The organism is Crassaminicella profunda (assembly GCF_019884785.1).
GTDB lineage: Bacteria > Bacillota > Clostridia > Peptostreptococcales > Thermotaleaceae > Crassaminicella > Crassaminicella profunda.
The window spans coordinates 1,086,325-1,105,135 of sequence record NZ_CP082326.1; the positions used below are offsets into that span (position 1 = coordinate 1,086,325).

At 33.4% G+C, this 18,811-nt stretch carries 17 protein-coding genes, 5 tRNA genes and 2 riboswitches; of the genes, 17 read left to right on the plus strand and 5 right to left on the minus strand.

The genetic code is table 11. The annotated features are described in order from the left end of the window. Positions 1-23: 23 nt before the first annotated feature. Entirely contained in the window at positions 24-1,010 is a 987-nt protein-coding gene (locus tag K7H06_RS04570; RefSeq protein WP_343216811.1) for a D-cysteine desulfhydrase family protein, read from the plus strand. Positions 1,011-1,047: 37 nt separating this feature from the next. Here the strand turns inward: K7H06_RS04570 and dapD are convergent, their stop codons facing one another. From dapD to K7H06_RS04595, 5 genes are read right to left on the minus strand one after another with little or no spacing between them, the layout of a single operon-like run. After that, on the minus strand, positions 1,048-1,785 hold the full coding sequence (dapD, locus tag K7H06_RS04575) for a 2,3,4,5-tetrahydropyridine-2,6-dicarboxylate N-acetyltransferase (protein ID WP_223038771.1): 738 nt from the start codon (positions 1,783-1,785) through the stop codon (positions 1,048-1,050). A gap of 39 nt (positions 1,786-1,824) precedes the next feature. Then, positions 1,825-2,574, minus strand: coding sequence for a 4-hydroxy-tetrahydrodipicolinate reductase (gene dapB / locus K7H06_RS04580; protein ID WP_223038772.1), 750 nt, complete (start codon positions 2,572-2,574; stop codon positions 1,825-1,827). Positions 2,575-2,589: 15 nt separating this feature from the next. After that, positions 2,590-3,474, minus strand: a complete 885-nt coding sequence (dapA, locus tag K7H06_RS04585) for a 4-hydroxy-tetrahydrodipicolinate synthase (RefSeq protein WP_223038773.1) — start codon at positions 3,472-3,474, stop codon at positions 2,590-2,592. 50 nt (positions 3,475-3,524) lie between these two features. Next, on the minus strand, positions 3,525-4,523 hold the full coding sequence (locus K7H06_RS04590) for an aspartate-semialdehyde dehydrogenase (protein WP_223038774.1): 999 nt from the start codon (positions 4,521-4,523) through the stop codon (positions 3,525-3,527). A 26-nt stretch (positions 4,524-4,549) separates the two neighbouring features. Then, the gene (locus tag K7H06_RS04595) at positions 4,550-5,320 is read right to left on the minus strand and encodes a DeoR/GlpR family DNA-binding transcription regulator (protein ID WP_223038775.1); all 771 of its coding nucleotides are present in this window, start codon (positions 5,318-5,320) and stop codon (positions 4,550-4,552) included. 269 nt (positions 5,321-5,589) lie between these two features. Further along, a riboswitch (Lysine riboswitch) is annotated at positions 5,590-5,781 on the minus strand. A 135-nt stretch (positions 5,782-5,916) separates the two neighbouring features. On the opposite strand from K7H06_RS04595, the gene K7H06_RS04600 reads away from it, so the two are divergent. From K7H06_RS04600 to K7H06_RS04675, 16 genes are all read left to right on the plus strand, one after another. Next, positions 5,917-7,083 (plus strand): M20 metallopeptidase family protein, encoded by a 1,167-nt coding sequence (locus K7H06_RS04600; RefSeq protein WP_223038776.1) that lies wholly within the window; start codon positions 5,917-5,919, stop codon positions 7,081-7,083. Between the two features lie 24 nt (positions 7,084-7,107). Continuing rightward, entirely contained in the window at positions 7,108-8,061 is a 954-nt protein-coding gene (locus tag K7H06_RS04605; RefSeq protein WP_223038777.1) for a type II CAAX endopeptidase family protein, read from the plus strand. A 16-nt stretch (positions 8,062-8,077) separates the two neighbouring features. Beyond that, a complete protein-coding gene (locus K7H06_RS04610) occupies positions 8,078-8,920 on the plus strand; it encodes a DegV family protein (RefSeq protein WP_223038778.1) in 843 nt (280 codons plus the stop codon). A gap of 2 nt (positions 8,921-8,922) precedes the next feature. After that, positions 8,923-9,029, plus strand: a riboswitch (TPP riboswitch). A gap of 54 nt (positions 9,030-9,083) precedes the next feature. Next, positions 9,084-9,605, plus strand: a complete 522-nt coding sequence (thiT, locus tag K7H06_RS04615; protein ID WP_223038779.1) for an energy-coupled thiamine transporter ThiT — start codon at positions 9,084-9,086, stop codon at positions 9,603-9,605. A gap of 89 nt (positions 9,606-9,694) precedes the next feature. Further along, entirely contained in the window at positions 9,695-9,907 is a 213-nt protein-coding gene (locus tag K7H06_RS04620; protein WP_223038780.1) for an alpha/beta-type small acid-soluble spore protein, read from the plus strand. A 245-nt stretch (positions 9,908-10,152) separates the two neighbouring features. Continuing rightward, a complete protein-coding gene (locus tag K7H06_RS04625; RefSeq protein WP_223038781.1) occupies positions 10,153-10,893 on the plus strand; it encodes a class I SAM-dependent DNA methyltransferase in 741 nt (246 codons plus the stop codon). Positions 10,894-10,994: 101 nt separating this feature from the next. Further along, complete coding sequence (locus K7H06_RS04630) at positions 10,995-11,195, plus strand: cold-shock protein (RefSeq protein WP_223038782.1); 201 nt, start codon at positions 10,995-10,997, stop codon at positions 11,193-11,195. Between the two features lie 145 nt (positions 11,196-11,340). Further along, complete coding sequence (gene hslO / locus K7H06_RS04635; protein ID WP_223038783.1) at positions 11,341-12,222, plus strand: Hsp33 family molecular chaperone HslO; 882 nt, start codon at positions 11,341-11,343, stop codon at positions 12,220-12,222. 108 nt (positions 12,223-12,330) lie between these two features. Next, positions 12,331-12,406: transfer RNA gene (locus tag K7H06_RS04640), tRNA-Val, on the plus strand. Between the two features lie 11 nt (positions 12,407-12,417). Then, a tRNA-Asp gene (locus K7H06_RS04645) sits at positions 12,418-12,494 on the plus strand. A 4-nt stretch (positions 12,495-12,498) separates the two neighbouring features. After that, a tRNA-Phe gene (locus K7H06_RS04650) sits at positions 12,499-12,574 on the plus strand. A gap of 242 nt (positions 12,575-12,816) precedes the next feature. Continuing rightward, positions 12,817-12,891: transfer RNA gene (locus tag K7H06_RS04655), tRNA-Gly, on the plus strand. Positions 12,892-12,896: 5 nt separating this feature from the next. Continuing rightward, positions 12,897-12,971, plus strand: a tRNA-Cys gene (locus K7H06_RS04660). A 90-nt stretch (positions 12,972-13,061) separates the two neighbouring features. Then, positions 13,062-15,149, plus strand: a complete 2,088-nt coding sequence (locus K7H06_RS04665; RefSeq protein WP_223038784.1) for a sigma-54-dependent Fis family transcriptional regulator — start codon at positions 13,062-13,064, stop codon at positions 15,147-15,149. Between the two features lie 317 nt (positions 15,150-15,466). Beyond that, on the plus strand, positions 15,467-16,957 hold the full coding sequence (locus tag K7H06_RS04670) for a 4-hydroxyphenylacetate 3-hydroxylase family protein (RefSeq protein ID WP_223038785.1): 1,491 nt from the start codon (positions 15,467-15,469) through the stop codon (positions 16,955-16,957). A gap of 191 nt (positions 16,958-17,148) precedes the next feature. Further along, positions 17,149-18,516 (plus strand): hypothetical protein, encoded by a 1,368-nt coding sequence (locus tag K7H06_RS04675; RefSeq protein ID WP_223038786.1) that lies wholly within the window; start codon positions 17,149-17,151, stop codon positions 18,514-18,516. Positions 18,517-18,811 lie beyond the last annotated feature (295 nt).

Consider the following 18,811-nt stretch of genomic DNA (forward strand, 5'->3'; position numbering starts at 1 on the left):
ATGATAAAGGGGAATGAGTTATAATGAAATTACCTGCTAAAATAAAAATTGCAAATTTACCTACAAAGATTGAAAAACTAGAACGGTTGTCTCAAAAATTAGAGGGACATGAAATATACATAAAAAGAGATGATCAAACGGGAACCGAAATTTCTGGAAACAAAGTAAGAAAGTTAGAGTATACTGTGAAAGAAGCACTAAATCAAGGTTGCGACTATCTGATTACTTGTGGAGGGATTCAATCTAATCATGCAAGAGCTACTGCTGCTGTTGCTGCAAAACTAGGGATCAATTCATTTTTAGTCCTTAGAAGTAAGGGAGAAAAGAAGGTAGAGGGAAATTGCTTTTTAGATCAAGTATTAGGTGCACAAATTCGATTTATTACTGCTGATGAATATAGAGATCATAGAATGGATATTATGAAAGAAGTAAAAGCTGAATTAGATAAAAAAGGACATAAGGCATATATTATACCAGAGGGAGCTTCTAATGGTATTGGTACTTTTGGGTATTATCATGCTATGGAGGAAATTTTAAAGCAAGAAGAGGAAATGGGGATAAAATTTGATGCTATTGTTACAGCTGTGGGTTCTGGAGGGACTTATGCAGGACTCTTTTATGCAAATGAAGTAAGTGAAAATAATGCAAAAATATTTGGTGTGAATGTATGTGATGATGCTAATTATTTTAAAGAAGCTATATTTAATATACTTCATGAAAGTTTTGAGTATACAAATAAGCCTATAAAATTCTCTAAAGAAGAAATAAATATGATAGATGGATATGTAGGAGTTGGGTATGCTTTGAGCCGTCCTGAAGAGCTAAGGTTTATCCATGAATTAGCCAAACTAGAGGGGCTTATATTAGATCCTGTTTATACAGGAAAAGCCATGTATGGTTTGGTAGAAGAGATTAAAAGAGGAAATTTAAAGGAGTGTAAAAATATCTTGTTTATTCATACAGGAGGACTTTTTGGATTATTCCCTAAAAAAGATCAATTTTCTTTCTAAAAAATAAAGCTGAGGAAATTTCCTCAGCTTTTATTTTTTAACCTCTTAGATCATCTAATAATTGTGTCTTATCTGCAGTTTTTTCGTCTTTTTCCTTGATAACTTTTGCAGGAGAGCCAGCAACAACGCATCCAGCAGGAACATCCTTTGTAACGATAGCTCCAGCAGCAACAACGGCTCCTTTTCCTATACATACTCCTTCTAAGATTACTGCATTAGCACCGATTAGTACATCATCTTCTACGATAACTGGAGTTGCACTAGGGGGCTCTAATACACCTGCAATAACAGCCCCTGCACCTACATGGGCGTTTTTGCCGATGGTAGCACGAGCTCCAAGGACTGCGTTCATATCAATCATAGTACCTTCTCCGACTTCAGAACCGATATTAATGACAGCTCCCATCATGATAACGGCGTTTTTTCCTATTTTCACACGATCTCTTATGATGGCACCAGGTTCAATACGTGCATTGATTTCTTTTAGATCAAGCATAGGAATAGCAGAGTTTCTTCGATCATTTTCTATTTCGTAATAATTGATTATATTTTCATGTTCTGATAAGTAATCTAATACTTCACTATGCTCACCAAAGATTACCCAAAAGTTATCTTGACCAAATTTTTTCATATTTGTAGTTGGCGCATCACTAAGATCACCGTTTACATAAACTTTTACAGGAGTAGATTTTTTTACATGCTTAATAAATTTTGCAATTTCATAAGGGTTTGTCAAATCTATGTTTGCATTGGTTGAATTTTTTTCTGTAGTCATTAGTAAAATCAGTCCTTTCTCTTTCTATTATCATTTCAGTTATTTTAATAAATCATTCATGTTATAGAAACCATTTTTTTGTGCATTTAAAAACCTTGCGGCTTTTATTGCACCTAAACCAAATATATCTTTAGAAAGGGCTGTATGCTTGATTTCTATTATTTCATCAGGTCCTGCGAAAATAACTGTATGTTCTCCAACAATATTACCTCCACGAATAGCATGGATGCCTATTTCAGTATCTTTCCTTTTTTCACTGCGGCCATATCTGCCATAGATAAATTCTTTTTCATTATTAAAAGATTCATTAATGCCATTAGCAATTAAGTAAGCAGTACCACTAGGGGCATCTACTTTTTGATTGTGATGCTTTTCAATAATTTCAATATCAAAATCTCTTAATCCAGTAGCTGCGGATTTAGCTAAATTCGTAAGAACATTAACCCCTAAGGACATATTTCCTGTTTGGAATATAGGGATATTGTTAGAAGATTCCATAAGACTTTTTAAATCTTCTCCACTAAGTCCTGTAGTTGCTACAACCAAAGGAGTTTTTGTTTTTACGCTATATGCTAAAACATCTGCTAATGCACTGTGATGAGAAAAATCAATGAGTACATCAGCTTTTTCTTTACAGAATTCAGCTTTTTCATAGACAGGGAATGAATTTTCGTATCTTTCATGATTCATGTCGATTCCAGCTATAATTTCCATATCTTTTTCTTGGGAGATTAGTTTTACTAAAACTCTACCCATTTTTCCATTGCATCCACTTAAAATTACTTTCATGAAGAAAATCCCTCCCTATTGAATTAAACCATACTCTTTCATTCTTTGTTTTAAAACGGTTAAGTTTTCATCATCCATCTCTACCAGTGGTAATCGAAGATTTCCTACTTCAAAATTCATTAAATTCATAGCTGTTTTTACTGGGATAGGATTTACTTCTATGAATAATGAATCAATTAATGCTTTCATATGAAGTTGCAATTTGCAAGCTCCTTTTACATTTCCATCAATGAAGTTTTGTACCATTGTATGGGTATCCTTAGGAGCAATATTTGCAACAACAGAAATGACACCAGAGCCTCCTAGAGACATTAAAGGAACAACCATATCATCATTACCAGAATAAATGGAAAAGTCATCAGGAGTTAGACGAGCCATTTCCGCCACTTGAGCAATATTTCCACTAGCTTCCTTTACGCCTTTTACATTAGAATATTGATGGGCTAAAGCAGCCAAAGTTTTAGGGAGTATATTTACTCCAGTTCTTCCAGGAACATTATAAACGATAATTGGAATACTTATAGCTTTTGCTACAGCGCCAAAGTGTGCAATAAGACCCTTTTGTGTAGTTTTGTTATAGTATGGAGTAATGACTAATACACCATCTGCACCAATTTTTTCTGCATATTGACTCATTTCTATAGCATGATTTGTACAGTTACTTCCTGTTCCGGCGATTACTGGAATACGCCCGTTAATTTTTTCTACTGTAAATTTAATGGTTTTCTTTTGTTCTTCATCTGTCATAGTAGAAGCTTCTCCAGTAGTACCACAGATAACAATAGCATCTGTTCCTTGTTCTACATGCCAATTTAACATTTCTTCTAGCTTTTTAAAGTTTACCTTTCCATCTTTAAAAGGAGTAATAATGGCAACGCCAGAACCGGTAAATAAACTCATAAAAACCATCCTTTCATTATTATTTAAGACTCTATATTATTTTATGCTGATTACTCTAGAGTAGGAATCAAAATTTCTGCAATTTGAACTGTATTTGTTGCTGCACCTTTTCTGATGTTATCTGCGACTACCCATAAATTCAGACCATTTTCAAGACTGAAGTCTCGTCTTATACGACCGATATATACTTCATCATGTCCTGCAGCATTTCTAGCTAGTGGATAAACATTATTAGCTACATTATCTTGAACCACTATGCCAGGAGCATTTTCGAAAATATTTCTTACTTCTTCTAATTGGAAAGGTTTTTCAAATTCTATATTAATAGATTCACTATGAGCATCTCTTACAGGAACTCTTACAGTAGTTGCTGTAATTTTTAAATCGTAATCATTTAAAATCTTTTGTGTTTCGTTAATCATTTTCATTTCTTCTTTTGTATAACCATTTTCTAAAAATACGTCAATATGAGGAAGACAATTTCCTGCGATAGGATGTGGATAAGCGGATAAAAGATCATTCCCCTTTAAACCCTCTTCAAGATCTGCTACACCCTTTACACCTGAACCAGATACAGCTTGGTAAGTAGAGTATACGATTCTTTTTATATTAAATTTATCGTGTAGTGGCTTTAGAGCAACTACTGCTTGAATAGTAGAACAATTAGGATTTGCAATGATTCCTTTATGCCATTTAATGTCTTCAGGATTTACTTCAGGAACCACTAGTGGAATATCTTTATCCATTCTCCAAGCACTACTGTTATCTACAACGATTACACCTTTTGAAGCAGCAATAGGAGCGAATCTTTTACTAATATCACCACCTGCTGAGAAAAGGGCAATGTCAATATCTCTATCAAAAGAATTTTCAGTTAATTCTTCCACTGTAAAATCTTTACCTTTACAAGTTACTTTTTGACCAGCTGATTTTTTAGATGCAAAGACATATAGATTTTCATATGGAAAATCTCTTTCTTCTAATACCTTTAAGAATGTTCTTCCAACCATACCAGTAGCACCTACTACTGCAATATTTACTTTTTTCATCTTTATTACCCCCTAAATTTGTTTTTTTATATTGAAATATTTCCAATTTCCACATGTATTCCTTTTTTTGCTATTTTGCTTATTTCGTCTTTATTCCCTTTATCATCTGTAATGAGTATATGAATTTTATCAAGATCACATACATGAGCAAAGGTAATTCTTCCAATTTTTCTGTAGTCTGTAATGATGATGTTTTGTCTGCTACTTTCGATAACAGCTTTTGAAAAATCGCTACTGTCAATGGTTGAAGTGCTAACACCTGTATGATTAATGCCAGCACATGGAATAAAGGCTTTGTCAAAATAATAATTTTTTAGATCATTTATGGCTCTAGAGCCTAGTATGTTTCCTTTGTAGTTTTTAATATGACCACCAATCATGATTGTTTCAATATTAGAAATCTGAGAGAGGTCTTTTGCCACATCTAAAGAATTTGTAACTACTGTAATATTTTTATCTTTAATCAATGGAATCATTAATAAACTAACCATACTACCCATAAGTATGATGGTATCACCATCATCTACAAATTCTACTGCTTTTTGGGCGATCTTTTTTTTCTCTTCAAGGGCTTCTATTTTTCCTTCTTCTATAGATGGAATCCATTTTGATTTTTCTACTCTAACAGCTCCACCATGGGTTTTTTTTAGAAGTCCTTTTTTTTCTAAGGTTGTAAGATCTCGTCTGATAGTATAAATGGATACATCAAAGGTGTCTGTTAATTGTTGTAAGTTGACAATCCCTTCTCTTTCAATAAGTTCTAATATTTTTTTTCTTCGAGCTTCTGTTATCAACACAATTGCCCCCTGTGTTTATATTTTGGTGATTAACTTATGCTAATATTATTATAATATAATTATGAACATTTGGTTACATTTATGATATATGATTATGTAATATCTGTCAAAATATTTTTGAAAAATTTTAGGGATTTTAAGATTTACAAAGGAAGTGTATAGAGGTGTGACTTTATTGGGATCAAAAGGTGAGAACCAATAAAAAAACGGCAAAAGAGTAAAAGGTACTCTCAGCCGCTTAGTACTGAAAAGAATACAACTTTCACCCCGTGTGAAGTAGCGCACCATTAATAGCTTGGGTAATCTAGTAATGACAGTATTATGCTTATTCAACATAATGCCAGTAATATTCTCAAGGGATGAGACATATTACTTCGGCGATAACACCTTTCTTTTAAACATGACAGTTCCCTTTACCTAGTTTAAAATACTTATTGTCTATCGCAACCTCTAAAACACAACGCTTTTGAATATTCATTTTTACGTATCGTAACATAACTTAAAAGTTGTGTCAACTAAAAACTTTTACTTTTCTAAGATTAAAAAAAAGGATACAATACTGTATAGGCAATTTTATTAGAGGTTGGGGTGAGAAAATGATTCATATTGAAAAAGAAATTATAAAGATCAAGGAAGAAGTAATTCTTACGAGAAGAGAGCTTCATAAGATTCCTGAAATTGCATTTGAAGAGGAAAAGACCAGTGGTTTTATTGTGGAAAAACTTGAGGAGTATGGTGTAAAGGTTTATAAAAATATTGCAAAAACAGGTGTTATAGGATATTTAAAAGGAAGTGTTGGAGAAAAGACCATTGCATTTCGAGCAGATATGGATGCCCTTAATATTGAAGAGGCGACAAAACTTTCTTATAGGTCAAAGCATAAGGGTATGATGCATGCTTGTGGACATGACGCACATATGGGGGTTGTTTTGGGCCTTGCAAAATACTTATCTATGAATAAGGAAAAGCTAATAGATAATATTGTTTTTTTGTTTCAACCAGCAGAAGAAGGACCTGGGGGAGCTCGTCCTATGATTGAAGAAGGGGTTTTAGAAAAATTTCATATTGATAAAATCATAGGATTACATGTTTATCCAGAAGTGAAAGAGGGGAGAGTCGGATGCAAGAAAGGCCCTATGATGGCTCAGACTGGTGAATTTGATATAGTAATCTATGGAGAGAGTGGTCATGGTGCTATTCCTCAAAAAGCAAAGGATAGTATTGTAATTGCTGCTAATTTGATTACGTCTTATCAGACCATTGTAAGCAGAAGTATTAATCCTGTGAAGGGCGCTGTGCTGACCATAGGAAAAATGTGGTCAGGAGAAAGGCGAAATATTATTGCAGCAAATGCCCATTTGGAAGGAACACTAAGGGCTTTTCATGAAGATGTATATAAAAAGATGAAAGAAAGAATGATAGATTTAGCAAAAGGCATTGAAAAAATGTATGATTGTAGAATAGATATTATCTTTCGAGATATGTATCCAGCAATAAATAATGATGCTGATTTAGTAGACACTCTTATCAAAGCTGTTGGAAGGGAAAATATTGATTTGGTAGAACCACAGATGATTGCTGAAGATTTTTCTTATTTTCAAAAGGAAATACCAGGACTGTTTTTCTTTTTAGGAGTTAGAAATGAGAAAGAGGAAGCTATATATCCTCTTCACAATTGCTGTTTTAATTTTCATGAAGATGTTTTGCTTATGGGTATACAAGTATATGTGAATATTTTAAGGACTATGAATGGATTTGAATAAAGTTGTGTATAAGGAGTGGATTTTTTGGAAAAAAAGGATACAATAGGAGTATTAGGAATAAATATATTATACTTAGTTACAGCTCTTTTGCTATTAACAGTAGGATACTATGTACAGAGTAAAGATATAAAAAGTGGATTGATCATTACAGAATATATTCTTGTACTATTACCGCCACTGATTTATATTAAATTAAAAGGAGATTCATTCAAAAGGGTTTTGAGACTCAACAAATTAAAAGGGAAACATATTTTGACCATTGTTGGGATTACAATATTTGTTTATCCAGTGGCTTTGTTTTTTAATTTAATCGTTATGACAGTTCTTAGTACTTTAGGAAAGATTCAGCCACCACCTATTCCTACTGCTAATAATATAGGTGAATATTTTGTGCTAATGCTTATTATTGCTATGTCAGCAGGAATATGTGAAGAAGTATTTTTTAGAGGACTTGTCATGCGGGGGTATGAAAGATTTGGTCAAGTAAATGCCATTGTACTATCAGCTCTTTTGTTTGGACTGTTTCACTTTAATATTCAAAATTTTGCAGGACCTATGATCCTTGGACTTGTTTTCGGGTTTTTGGTATATAGAACAGATTCTATATTTGCAGGAATCGTTGGACATATGACAAATAATGGGATAGCCGTAACCTTTGGATTCCTTTTAAATTATTTCAATTCAAAATTACCTAAGCCCAATGTAGAGGTGCAGAATCAGATGTCAAGTACAATGCAATTAATCTTTGCTACTATTTTTATGGGGATGATTGCTGTTGTAGCAGGTTCTATAGCGTATTTTCTGATAAGAATGATTATAAAAGAAACAAAAAGTGTATCTTATAGGATAAATAATGAGGTAGAAAATAATGTAGAACCTAAAAAAATGTCTATATTTATATTTACACCTATACTGCTAACGGTTATTATATTTATATATGTTGCATATATACAATTGAAATATATTATGGCTGCATAAAGTTGGGAGTGTTTAAATGAATAAAATTGCTATTGTTACGGATTCTTCTTGTGATTTACCTGATGAAGTTGTACAAGAATATGATATAAAAATACTTCCTCTTCGAATCATTTATTCAAGTAAAGAGTATAGAGATCGAGTAGAAATCTCTGCAGAGGAAGTTTACGGAAAATTAGAAGAAGAGATTCCTAAAACTTCGTTACCTTCACCAGAAGATGTAACTGATTTATTTGAAAGATTGAAAGAAGAAGGATATACTCATGTTTTAGGGTTGTTTATTTCTAGTGGGTTGAGTGGTACCTATAATATGGTGAAAAACTTGACAGATTCTTTTAAAGAATTAGAGATCAAATTATTGGATGCTAAAAACTTATCTATTGGGCTAGGGTTTATAGTTCTTCAAGCAGCTAAGGAAATAAAGATATCAAATGATTTTTTGAAAGCCTATGAAAAGGCAGAAAAAGGAATAAACAATTCAAAACTTTTTTTTGTACTAAAGACCCTAGATTATTTAAGAAAAGGAGGAAGAATTGGCGTCGTAGAAGGGACTATAGGAGAACTACTTGGAATAAAGCCGGTTATTTCTGTAGATGAAGAAGGAAAATATTATTCTTATACAAAAGTACGAGGAAGAAAAAAATCTATAGAAGAACTTTATAAAATTGCAAAAGAAAAATTAACCAATAAGAGATGTTATGTAGCTGTTATGCATGGATATGCTGAAAAAGAGGCTTCAAACCTTCTTGAAAGAATTAAAGAAATTGGAAATGTAGAGGAAACTTTTTTCGGTCAAATTAGTCCTGTTTTAGGAGTGCATACAGGATCAGGATTAATTGGATTAGGTATTTTTGAAGTGTAAAAATAAATAGTGACGGGGAGCTGAAAATTGGCTGAGAGGGAGTTATTTGTGTTCCGACCCATAACCTGATCTGGATAATGCCAGCGTAGGAAAATTGTTAAATTTTATGCTGCATTTTTAGAATGCAGTTTTTTTATTTTAAAATACAAAGGAGAGAGTAAAAATGAGAAAAATGTCTACTAGAATGTTAGTGGAAGCTGGAATGATGATTGCCTTAGCACAAATTTTAAGCTATTTAAAAGTATATGAGGGTCCAAATGGAGGATCGGTTACAGCTGGAAGTATGGTACCCATTTTATTTTATGCAGTAAGGTGGGGGGTAAGACCGGGTATATTAGCAGGAGTTGTATATGGAATATTACAATTTATTTTAGGACCTATGTATTCTACTCATATATTATGTATTCTACTAGATTATATTATTCCTTTTGGATTGTTAGGATTAGCAGGATTGTTAAAAAAAAGCTTTGCAGGAGTATTAGCAGGTGTATTTATAGGTATACTTGGAAGATTTATATCTCATGTTCTATCAGGAGTAATTTTATGGGCATCTTATGCAGGGGACACAAATCCATGGATTTTTTCTATTGGTTATAATAGTTCATATTTGTTACCGGAATTAATTATTTCTTTAATACTTGTAGGAATATTATATAAAACCCTTAAAAACTTACCCAATAATTAAAGGATTTTACAAAAATATTATTATGATTTAAAACTTAAGGTATAAAAATTATACCCCTTACCCATAATACCAATAGGGGAGGGGTATAAATGTCTAAAAAAAATAGTGAGAAGAATAAAAAGAAAAAGATAGAAACCATTGAAGACAAATGGAAATATGAAATTGCAAAAGAGTTAGGATTAATGGAAAAAGTGGAAACACTTGGATGGGGTGGACTTACTGCAAAAGAGACTGGAAGAATCGGTGGACTAATTACAGTGAAAAAGAAGGAGCTAAAAAAGAAAAATTCAGTTGAGGGATAGGGTGTTCCTATCTCTTTTTCTTTTCTAAAAGGAATAAAATCGTTATAATATAAAAGTAGCATAATTATAGATTGTTGTATTGTTTGATATAAAAATAAAATAAGATGTTCTGACCTATAAGGTAGCGTATAAAATGATTCAGCTGGAATAGAATTTTTAACTAAATGTAGAGGGTAAGTTTTGATAAAGAATTTTGCTTTTATACTTATGAAGTTGAGAAGTATAAAAAATAGAGGAGAGATGAAATGAATAGCTATAGTGCTTTTGCTTATGTATATGATCAACTGATGGAAGATGTGGATTATGAGAATTGGGTTGATTATATTGAAAGGATATTTGAAAAATACAATATAAAACCCCAAAATATTGCAGAACTAGCTTGTGGTACAGGGAATATTACGAATATTTTAGCCCGAAGAGGGTATAATCTTATTGGAGTAGATCTTTCAGAGGATATGCTTTTTGTTGCTCAAGAAAAAGCGAGAGATATGGGGGTTGAAGTAATCTACTTAAATCATGATATGAGAGAGCTAGCATTACCTAGTGAATTGGATAGTATTTTATGTATTTGTGATGGCATCAATTATATTATTGATGAGAAAGATTTATTAAAAGTATTTCAGAATGTATACAATGATTTAAAAACGAAGGGCTTATTTGTATTCGATATTAGTTCTTATTATAAATTATCAAACATACTTGGGAACAATACATATGCTGAAAACTTTCAAGAAGTTTCTTATATATGGGAAAATTATTTTGATGAAGATCGAAGTGTTTGTGATTTTGATTTAACTATTTTTTCAAAAGAAGGAGACGTATATAAAAAATATGAAGAATCCCATAGTCAAAAGGCCTATAAAGAAAATGAAATAGTAGAAAAATTAAGCACGGTAGGATTCCGTAAAATAGAAAAATTTGAGGCCTTTACATTTGAAAAAACTAAGAATGAAAGTGAAAGAATTTACTTTGTATGTGAGAAGTAGGGTGAAAGTTTTTCCTTTCATTGACATAAATTAAGAGCTATGATAAACTCTAAATAGCGTAAAGAAATTGCGCATGAAATTTGTTAGGAGGTATTATTTCGATGGAAAAAGGTACTGTAAAATGGTTTAACTCAGAAAAAGGTTATGGATTTATTTCAAGAGAGAATGGTGATGATGTTTTCGTACATTACTCAGCAATCGCTATGGATGGTTACAAAACTTTAGAAGAAGGTCAAGCTGTTCAATTTGAAGTAGTTCAAGGAGAAAAAGGACCTCAAGCTACAAACGTTACTAAAGCGTAATAAAAGCTTATACATAGAAGTGTAATAAAAAACTTTAATAACTTGTAGTGTCGAATAGCCCTGTCATATCAGGGCTTTTATTGTGTTTATAAATAGATGCTTATTAGGGATACTATATATAGTTAGTAATAAGGAGGAATAGGTAATGAAGAACTATGTTATTCGTGCAGTAGCTGCTAATAAAAATTTAAGAGTTTTTTTTGCTGTTACAACAGGTTTAGTTGAAGAAGCAAGAAAAATACATGATACAACACCTGTTGTAACGGCAGCCTTAGGAAGAACACTTACAGCAACAGCTATGATGGGAATGATGCTTAAGGGAGATCGGGACAAATTATCTGTGCAAATAAAGGGAGATGGACCAGTAAAACAAATTTTAGCAGTAGCAGATCCTAATGGAAATGTAAAGGGATATGTGGCAAATCCATATGTAGAGCTACCCTTAAGACAAGATGGAAAACTAGATGTTGGTGGGGCTGTAGGAACCAATGGAAAGATGGTAGTAATCAAAGATTTAGGTTTGAAAGAGCCTTACGTTGGGCAATCAGATTTAGTATCTGGAGAGATAGCACAAGATTTTACTGCATATTTTGCTTATTCAGAACAACAACCCTCTGCTGTAGCATTAGGTGTTTTAGTAGATAGGGATTATTCTGTAAAGGAAGCAGGAGGATTGATTATTCAAGTTTTACCAGATGCAGAGGAAGATGTTATTATAAAACTTGAAGAAAGATTAAAAAATCTTCCGCCTATTACGAAGATTATGGAAACGGCAGTAGCTGAAGAAGAAATGCTAAAAATAATCTTGGAAGGTTTTGATTTTGAAATATTAGATAAAAAAGAGATAAAATTAGTTTGTGATTGTTCTGTTGAGAAACTAGAAAAGGCACTTATTAGTGTAGGAGAAAAAGACTTAAAAGAAATGATTGAAGAAGATGGACAAGCAGAGCTTACTTGTCATTTTTGCAATACAAAGTATCATTTTGACAAAGAACATTTATTAAGATTATTAGAGCAGGCAAAATAATTGGTGGAATTAGCATTATGCTAGTTCTGCCAATTGTTTGAAATAATTCTTGACATTATAGGTATTCGTGGTATAATATTCTTTGTCAGTAAGAACAAAGATTTTTAGGGGCGCATAGCTCAGCTGGGAGAGCACCTGCCTTACAAGCAGGGGGTCATAGGTTCGATCCCTATTGCGCCCACCATATTTCAAATTGGCCCGGTAGTTCAGTTGGTTAGAATGCCAGCCTGTCACGCTGGAGGTCGAGGGTTCGAACCCCTTCCGGGTCGCCAATTTGCCCAGATAGCTCAGTCGGTAGAGCAGGGGACTGAAAATCCCCGTGTCGGTGGTTCGATTCCGCCTCTGGGCACCATCAATAAATATTTTGGTATAAATGGAAGTGAAAGTGAATATATATAACATGCAAGGAAACTCAGAAACTAAAGTTTCTGAGTACTACAATCACACAAAATATAAAATTTTGGTAATTGTAGCATGCGGAAGTGGCTCAGTGGTATAAGTAGAGAACCGAAATCTTTGATTTCGTGTGAATCACTTAGTAATGAGTTAGAGATTCAATTAGAACTAAATCTTAGTTTATAGTATTGATAACATGCGGAAGTGGCTCAGTGGTAGAGCATCGCCTTGCCAAGGCGAGGGTCGCGGGTTCGAATCCCGTCTTCCGCTCCAACTATGGCGGCATAGCCAAGTGGTAAGGCAGAGGTCTGCAAAACCTTTATTCCCCAGTTCAAATCTGGGTGCCGCCTCCAAAAGAAATCAGAATCCTAGTATCTACTAGGATTTTTTTTGTTATGTATGTGATATAATGGTAATATTGATATAAATAGGGAGGTGTCTTATTGAAGGTTAAAGATTTGATGACAAAAGACCCTATTGTGGTAACCGTCAATGATACATTGAATGATGTTGTGAAAATTTTTATTTCGAATCGTATTGACGGTGCACCTGTGGTTGATAAATATGGAAAACTCATAAGTATTATTACAAAAACTGAATTGATGAAAGCCTTTGTAAATAAAGTTTCTCCACTTACTTGCATAGACAAAATTTCTTCTAAAAGGGTTATTACTATAAACGAGGATGCGGATATAAAAGATGCTTGGGATGCTGGGGTAGGAAGATTGCCGGTTGTTAATGAAAATGGGAATTTAGTAGGAATCCTTACTCGTACTGATTTATCAAAAAGACTTCTAGAAAAAGAAGTTCAGGAGTCTAAAGAGATCAAAGCAATTTTGCAGTCTACGAATAATGGAGTCATCATCGTTAATCAGGAGGGATTGATTACCCGGTGTAATCCTTCTGCTATCAGGATATTGGATTTGGATAACAAGGACATTGGGGGTCTAGAAGTAGAATGTGTTTTACCAGAATTAAAACTTCATGAAACTGTTAAAACAGGAATGACTACATATACAGAAAAAATTCAGTTTAAGGATAAAGAACTCATATGTGATCGTATTCCTTTATTCAAAGAGGAAGAGGTTGCTGCTGGCGTCATTGTTTTTAAAGACAGTTCTGATTTACAAAGTACAATAGATGAATTAAACACTGTACAACAATTATCAAAAAAATTAGATGCGGTCATTGAATCTTCTTATGATGGTATTTATATTACAGATGGACAAGCAAATACGATGAAGATTAATAAAGCCTATGAAAGAATTACTGGGGTAAAAAGAGAAGAAATGCTAGGGAGCAATATGATAGAATTAGAAAAATCTGGATGCATTTCTGAGTCAGCTACTCTAAGAGTATTGAAAACTAGAAAAACAACTACTATTCATCAAAAATTCCGAACAGGAAAGAATGCATTGGTTACCAGTACCCCTATTTTTGATAAGAACGGAAAAATTTCAATGGTAGTGACAAATGTGAGAGATATTACGGAACTTGCAAAGCTTAAGGAACAGCTTGAAAAAAATAAAGAGCTGGCACAAAAGTATTATTCTGAGATTGAAGAAATGCGATTACAGCTTTTAAATACTTTGCATATTGTTGCTGAAGATGAAAAAATGCTTGAGACCATGCGGATTGCAAAAAGAGTTGCAAAGGTGGATACAACGGTATTGTTATTAGGAGAAACAGGGGTTGGAAAAGAGGAAGCAGCAAAATTTATTCATAAGAATAGCAATCGAAAGAGAAATCAATTTATAAAAATTAATTGCGGTGCAATTCCTATGAATTTAATTGAATCTGAATTATTTGGGTATGAAAAAGGGGCTTTTACTGGAGCGAATAGAGAAGGTAAAGTAGGGTTGTTTGAAGTTGCAAATGGAGGAACCTTGTTTTTAGATGAAGTAGGAGAATTACCTTTAGATATGCAAGTGAAACTTCTTAGAGCACTTCAGGAAAGGGAAATTAAGCGTGTTGGTGGGACTGTATCTGTTAAAATAGATGTTCGTATTTTAGCTGCAACGAATCGTGATCTTGAAGAGATGGTAAAACAAAAACAGTTTCGAGAAGATCTTTACTATAGGTTAAATGTTGTGCCTATTAATATTCTTCCTTTAAGAGAAAGAAGAGGAGATATTCTACCTCTTGTGCGCTATTTTCTTTCCGAACTTAATGAGAGATATCATTGGGATAAAGAATTTAGTAAAGATGCACTGGGGGTATTGTATGAATATGATTGGCCAGGAAACGTTCGGGAATTGAAAAATATTGTGGAAAGAGTATTTATTATGAGTAGTGAAAGTAAAATTACCTTTGAGGATCTTCCTAAAAAAATAGTTGCTAGTAATATAAATAGAGAGTTAGTTTTAGGAGAGGGCATTGTACCGTTAAAGGATGCTGTTGCAAAGGTGGAAATGGAACTCCTTGATAAAGCTTTTGAAAAGTATGGAAATGTAAGGAGTGCAGCGAAAGTTTTAGGGATAGATGCATCTACATTTGTCAGAAAAAGGAAAAAATACAGAAAGATGCATTAGTTGCAAAAATGCAATATAGTTGTATTTTTGCAACGATGATAAAAAATAAGGGGATTGTCATAAAAAGCCTGAAAAATGAAAAATATTGAAGTGAGAAATTCAAAAAAATCTGTTGCATTATAGCAACGGATTTTTTTCTTTATAAAACAAAATAGGTAAGGAGAAAGAATTAGGAAATAAATTAATTATCTGGTTGAAACTAGTAAAATAAATACATTATGGCATATTTTATAAAAAATATGGAGGTTTATATAAAATATGGCACAACCCTTGCTTTGTTAAAAATATATCGAAAAATAAAAAGGAGCTGATTTTAAATGGCATTAATGACAAAAGAACAATATCTTGAAAGTTTAAGAAAATTGGATGTAAAGGTGTATATGTTTGGAGAATTGGTTGAAAACTTTGTAGACCATCCAGTAATTAGACCATCTATCAATTCAGTAGCAATGACTTATGAATTAGCACATGATCCTCAATATGAAGATTTGATGACAGCTACATCTAACTTAACTGGGGAAAAAGTAAATCGTTTTACACATTTACATCAAAGCACAGATGATTTAAGAAAGAAAGTAAAAATGCTAAGACTTCTTGGACAAAAAACTGGATCATGCTTCCAAAGATGTGTTGGTATGGATGCCTTCAATGCAGTATATAGCACAACTTTTGAAACAGATAAAGCACATGGAACAAAGTACCATGAAAACTTCAAAAAGTATTTAGAGTATGTACAGAAGAATGACTTAGTAATAGATGGAGCGATGACTGACCCTAAAGGAGATAGAAGTTTAGCACCAAGTAAGCAACATGATCCTGATCTTTTCTTACACGTAGTAGAGCAAAGAGAAGATGGTATTGTTGTAAAAGGAGCAAAAGCCCATCAAACAGGTTCTATTAACTCACATGAACATTTAATTATGCCAACAATTGCTATGAGAGAAGGAGACGAAGCTTACGCAGTATCTTTCGCAGTACCAACAGATGCAGAAGGAATTTATATGATCTATGGAAGACAAAGTTGCGATACAAGAAAGTTAGAAGAAGGTGCAGATATTGATGTAGGAAACAAACAATTTGGTGGACAAGAAGCATTAGTAGTATTTGATAATGTATTCATTCCAAATGATAGAATTTTCCTAAATGGAGAAGTAGAATTTGCAGGAATGCTAGTAGAAAGATTTGCAGGATACCATCGTCAAAGTTATGGTGGATGTAAAGTAGGTGTTGGGGATGTACTTATAGGAGCAGCAGCACTTGCAGCAGAATTCAATGGAGCAGCAAAAGCTTCTCACGTTAAAGATAAATTAATCGAAATGACTCACTTAAATGAAACATTATACTGCTGTGGTATTGCCTGTTCAGCAGAAGGATATCCAACAGAGGCTGGAAACTATCAAATCGATTTATTACTTGCAAATGTATGTAAGCAAAATGTAACAAGATTCCCATATGAAATCACAAGACTTGCAGAAGATATTGCTGGAGGACTTATGGTAACAATGCCATCAGAACAAGATTTCAAACATCCAGTAATTGGACCTGTTTGCGAGAAATACTTCAAAGGCGTAAATGTAGTTCCAACAGAGCATAGAATGAGAGTACTAAGACTGATTGAAAATATGACATTAGGAACAGCAGCAGTAGGATATAGAACAGAATCAATGCATGGAGCAGGTTCTCCGCAAGCACAAAGAATTATGATTGCAAGACAAGGAAATCTACCTCATAAGAAAGATTTAGCAAGAAAAATTGCTAGAATTGATGAAGTTTCTGTAGCAGCAAGAGAAGCGGCGGCTACAAAATAGATAATAATTATAAAAAAGGGGGAAGCTCCTTTCTCCCTTTTTTAATTTTTTAGAGGAACATTTTGTGTGAAAAAGAAAGTTGGATAATTACATAAAATTACAAAAATGTTTTAACAGGACTAATAAAAATTTATACATTTGTACTGAAAATTACAAAACTTAAAAAACAACAATAAAAAGGAGGAAATATTATGGCGATGAAGAGAGAGTTAGGAAAAGAACAACCGTATATTCCAGCAGGGCCGTTTAAAATTCGTATTCCATTTATCCATTACAAATTCGAATGGGCGGATTATATTCAGGGATTATTAATGTGTGCAGTCTGTCTTGGGGCAGTTCCAATGCTTCAAGAGTATTTAGGAATGCCTTTTGAAGTAGCTATGGCAATTGTTGTACTAAATGGATTATTCTATTGTGCACATGTATTTTTAGGAGATCCGGTAGTCCCAGGATGGGTAACGCCAGCTATTCCACTTTTGATGCTTCATATTAGTCAATATGAAATGGGTCCTGAGAGAATGCAAGCTTTAATTGCATTTGAGATGTCTTTAGGTATTTTAGCAATTATTTTAGGTGTTACAGGACTTGGTAAAAAAATTGTTTCTATTGTTCCTAATGCAATGCAATCAGGAATTATAATGGGTGCAGGTTTTGCAGCTGTAATTCTTATTTTTAAGAAGGGTGCTAAGTTTGATAGTTTTCCATTATCTATTATTATTTGTGTAGGATTAGGTTTCTATCTTTTATTCTCAAATCATTTTAAAAGTATTAGAGAAAACCATTCTATATTAAAGGTGATTGCGAACCTAGGGATTTTACCAGTTGTAGCGTTAGCTATCATAGTAGGTCCAATGCTTGGGGAAACACCATGGCCACAAATTGAGTGGGGAATTACAAAACCTGCATTTGCTACTATGTGGAGAGAGTGGACATTCTTTGGAGTGGGTTTTCCTCCAGTGAGTCTGTTTATTGAAAGTTTACCTACAGTTATCTCTGCATATATCGTATTATTTGGAGATATGATTCAATCACAAGCTTTACTTGAAGATGCTGGAAAGGTTCGTACAGATGAACATATTGATTATAATCCTAATAGATCTCACTTAGTATTTGGTTTAAGAAACTTTATTATGTCTATTATCGGACCAGATTTAACTATGTGTGGACCTCTTTGGGCCGCGATGCAAGTTGTTATTTGTGAACGTTATAAGCATGGAAGAAAAGCAATGGATTCAATTCATGGTGGAGCAGGATCTTTTAGATTTGGTACTTTTACAGGTTACTTAATTCTTCCGATTGTTACCCTTTGTAAACCTATATTAGGAATTGCTCTTGCGTCTACTATGTTGATTCAAGGTTATGTTTCTGTTCGTGTTGGGGTTATGAAGGCTCGTACCTTTAATGATTTAGGTATTGCTGGTGTAATGGGTGCTGTTCTTTGTACTCGTGGAGCTGCATGGGGACTTGCAGCAGGTATTGTGCTTTGCTTACTTGTTAATTTAGGAAATAAGCCAGAGTATGATGTGTATGTATTTGGTGAAGAAGAAGAAGCAGCTTAGTTTAAAATTAAAGTATGCAGGTAGTCATAAGGCTATCTGCATCTTTCCATATGGAGGAGATTTTATGAATGTCAAGATTACAGAAGAGGCGAAGATGTATATAAAAAAGCAAAAGGCCTCTTGTGTTGTTATTCATATGATTCCAGAAGAGACAAGTGGTGGATGAGGATGTGGAAATACAAAGAGATACTATATTCCTTCCGTGAGAATGGGATTTAAAGATCAAAAAAAGGTGAAATCATATGAAAAGCTCAAAATTAATGGAATAGATGTTTATTTGTCTTCTAAAGTAGAA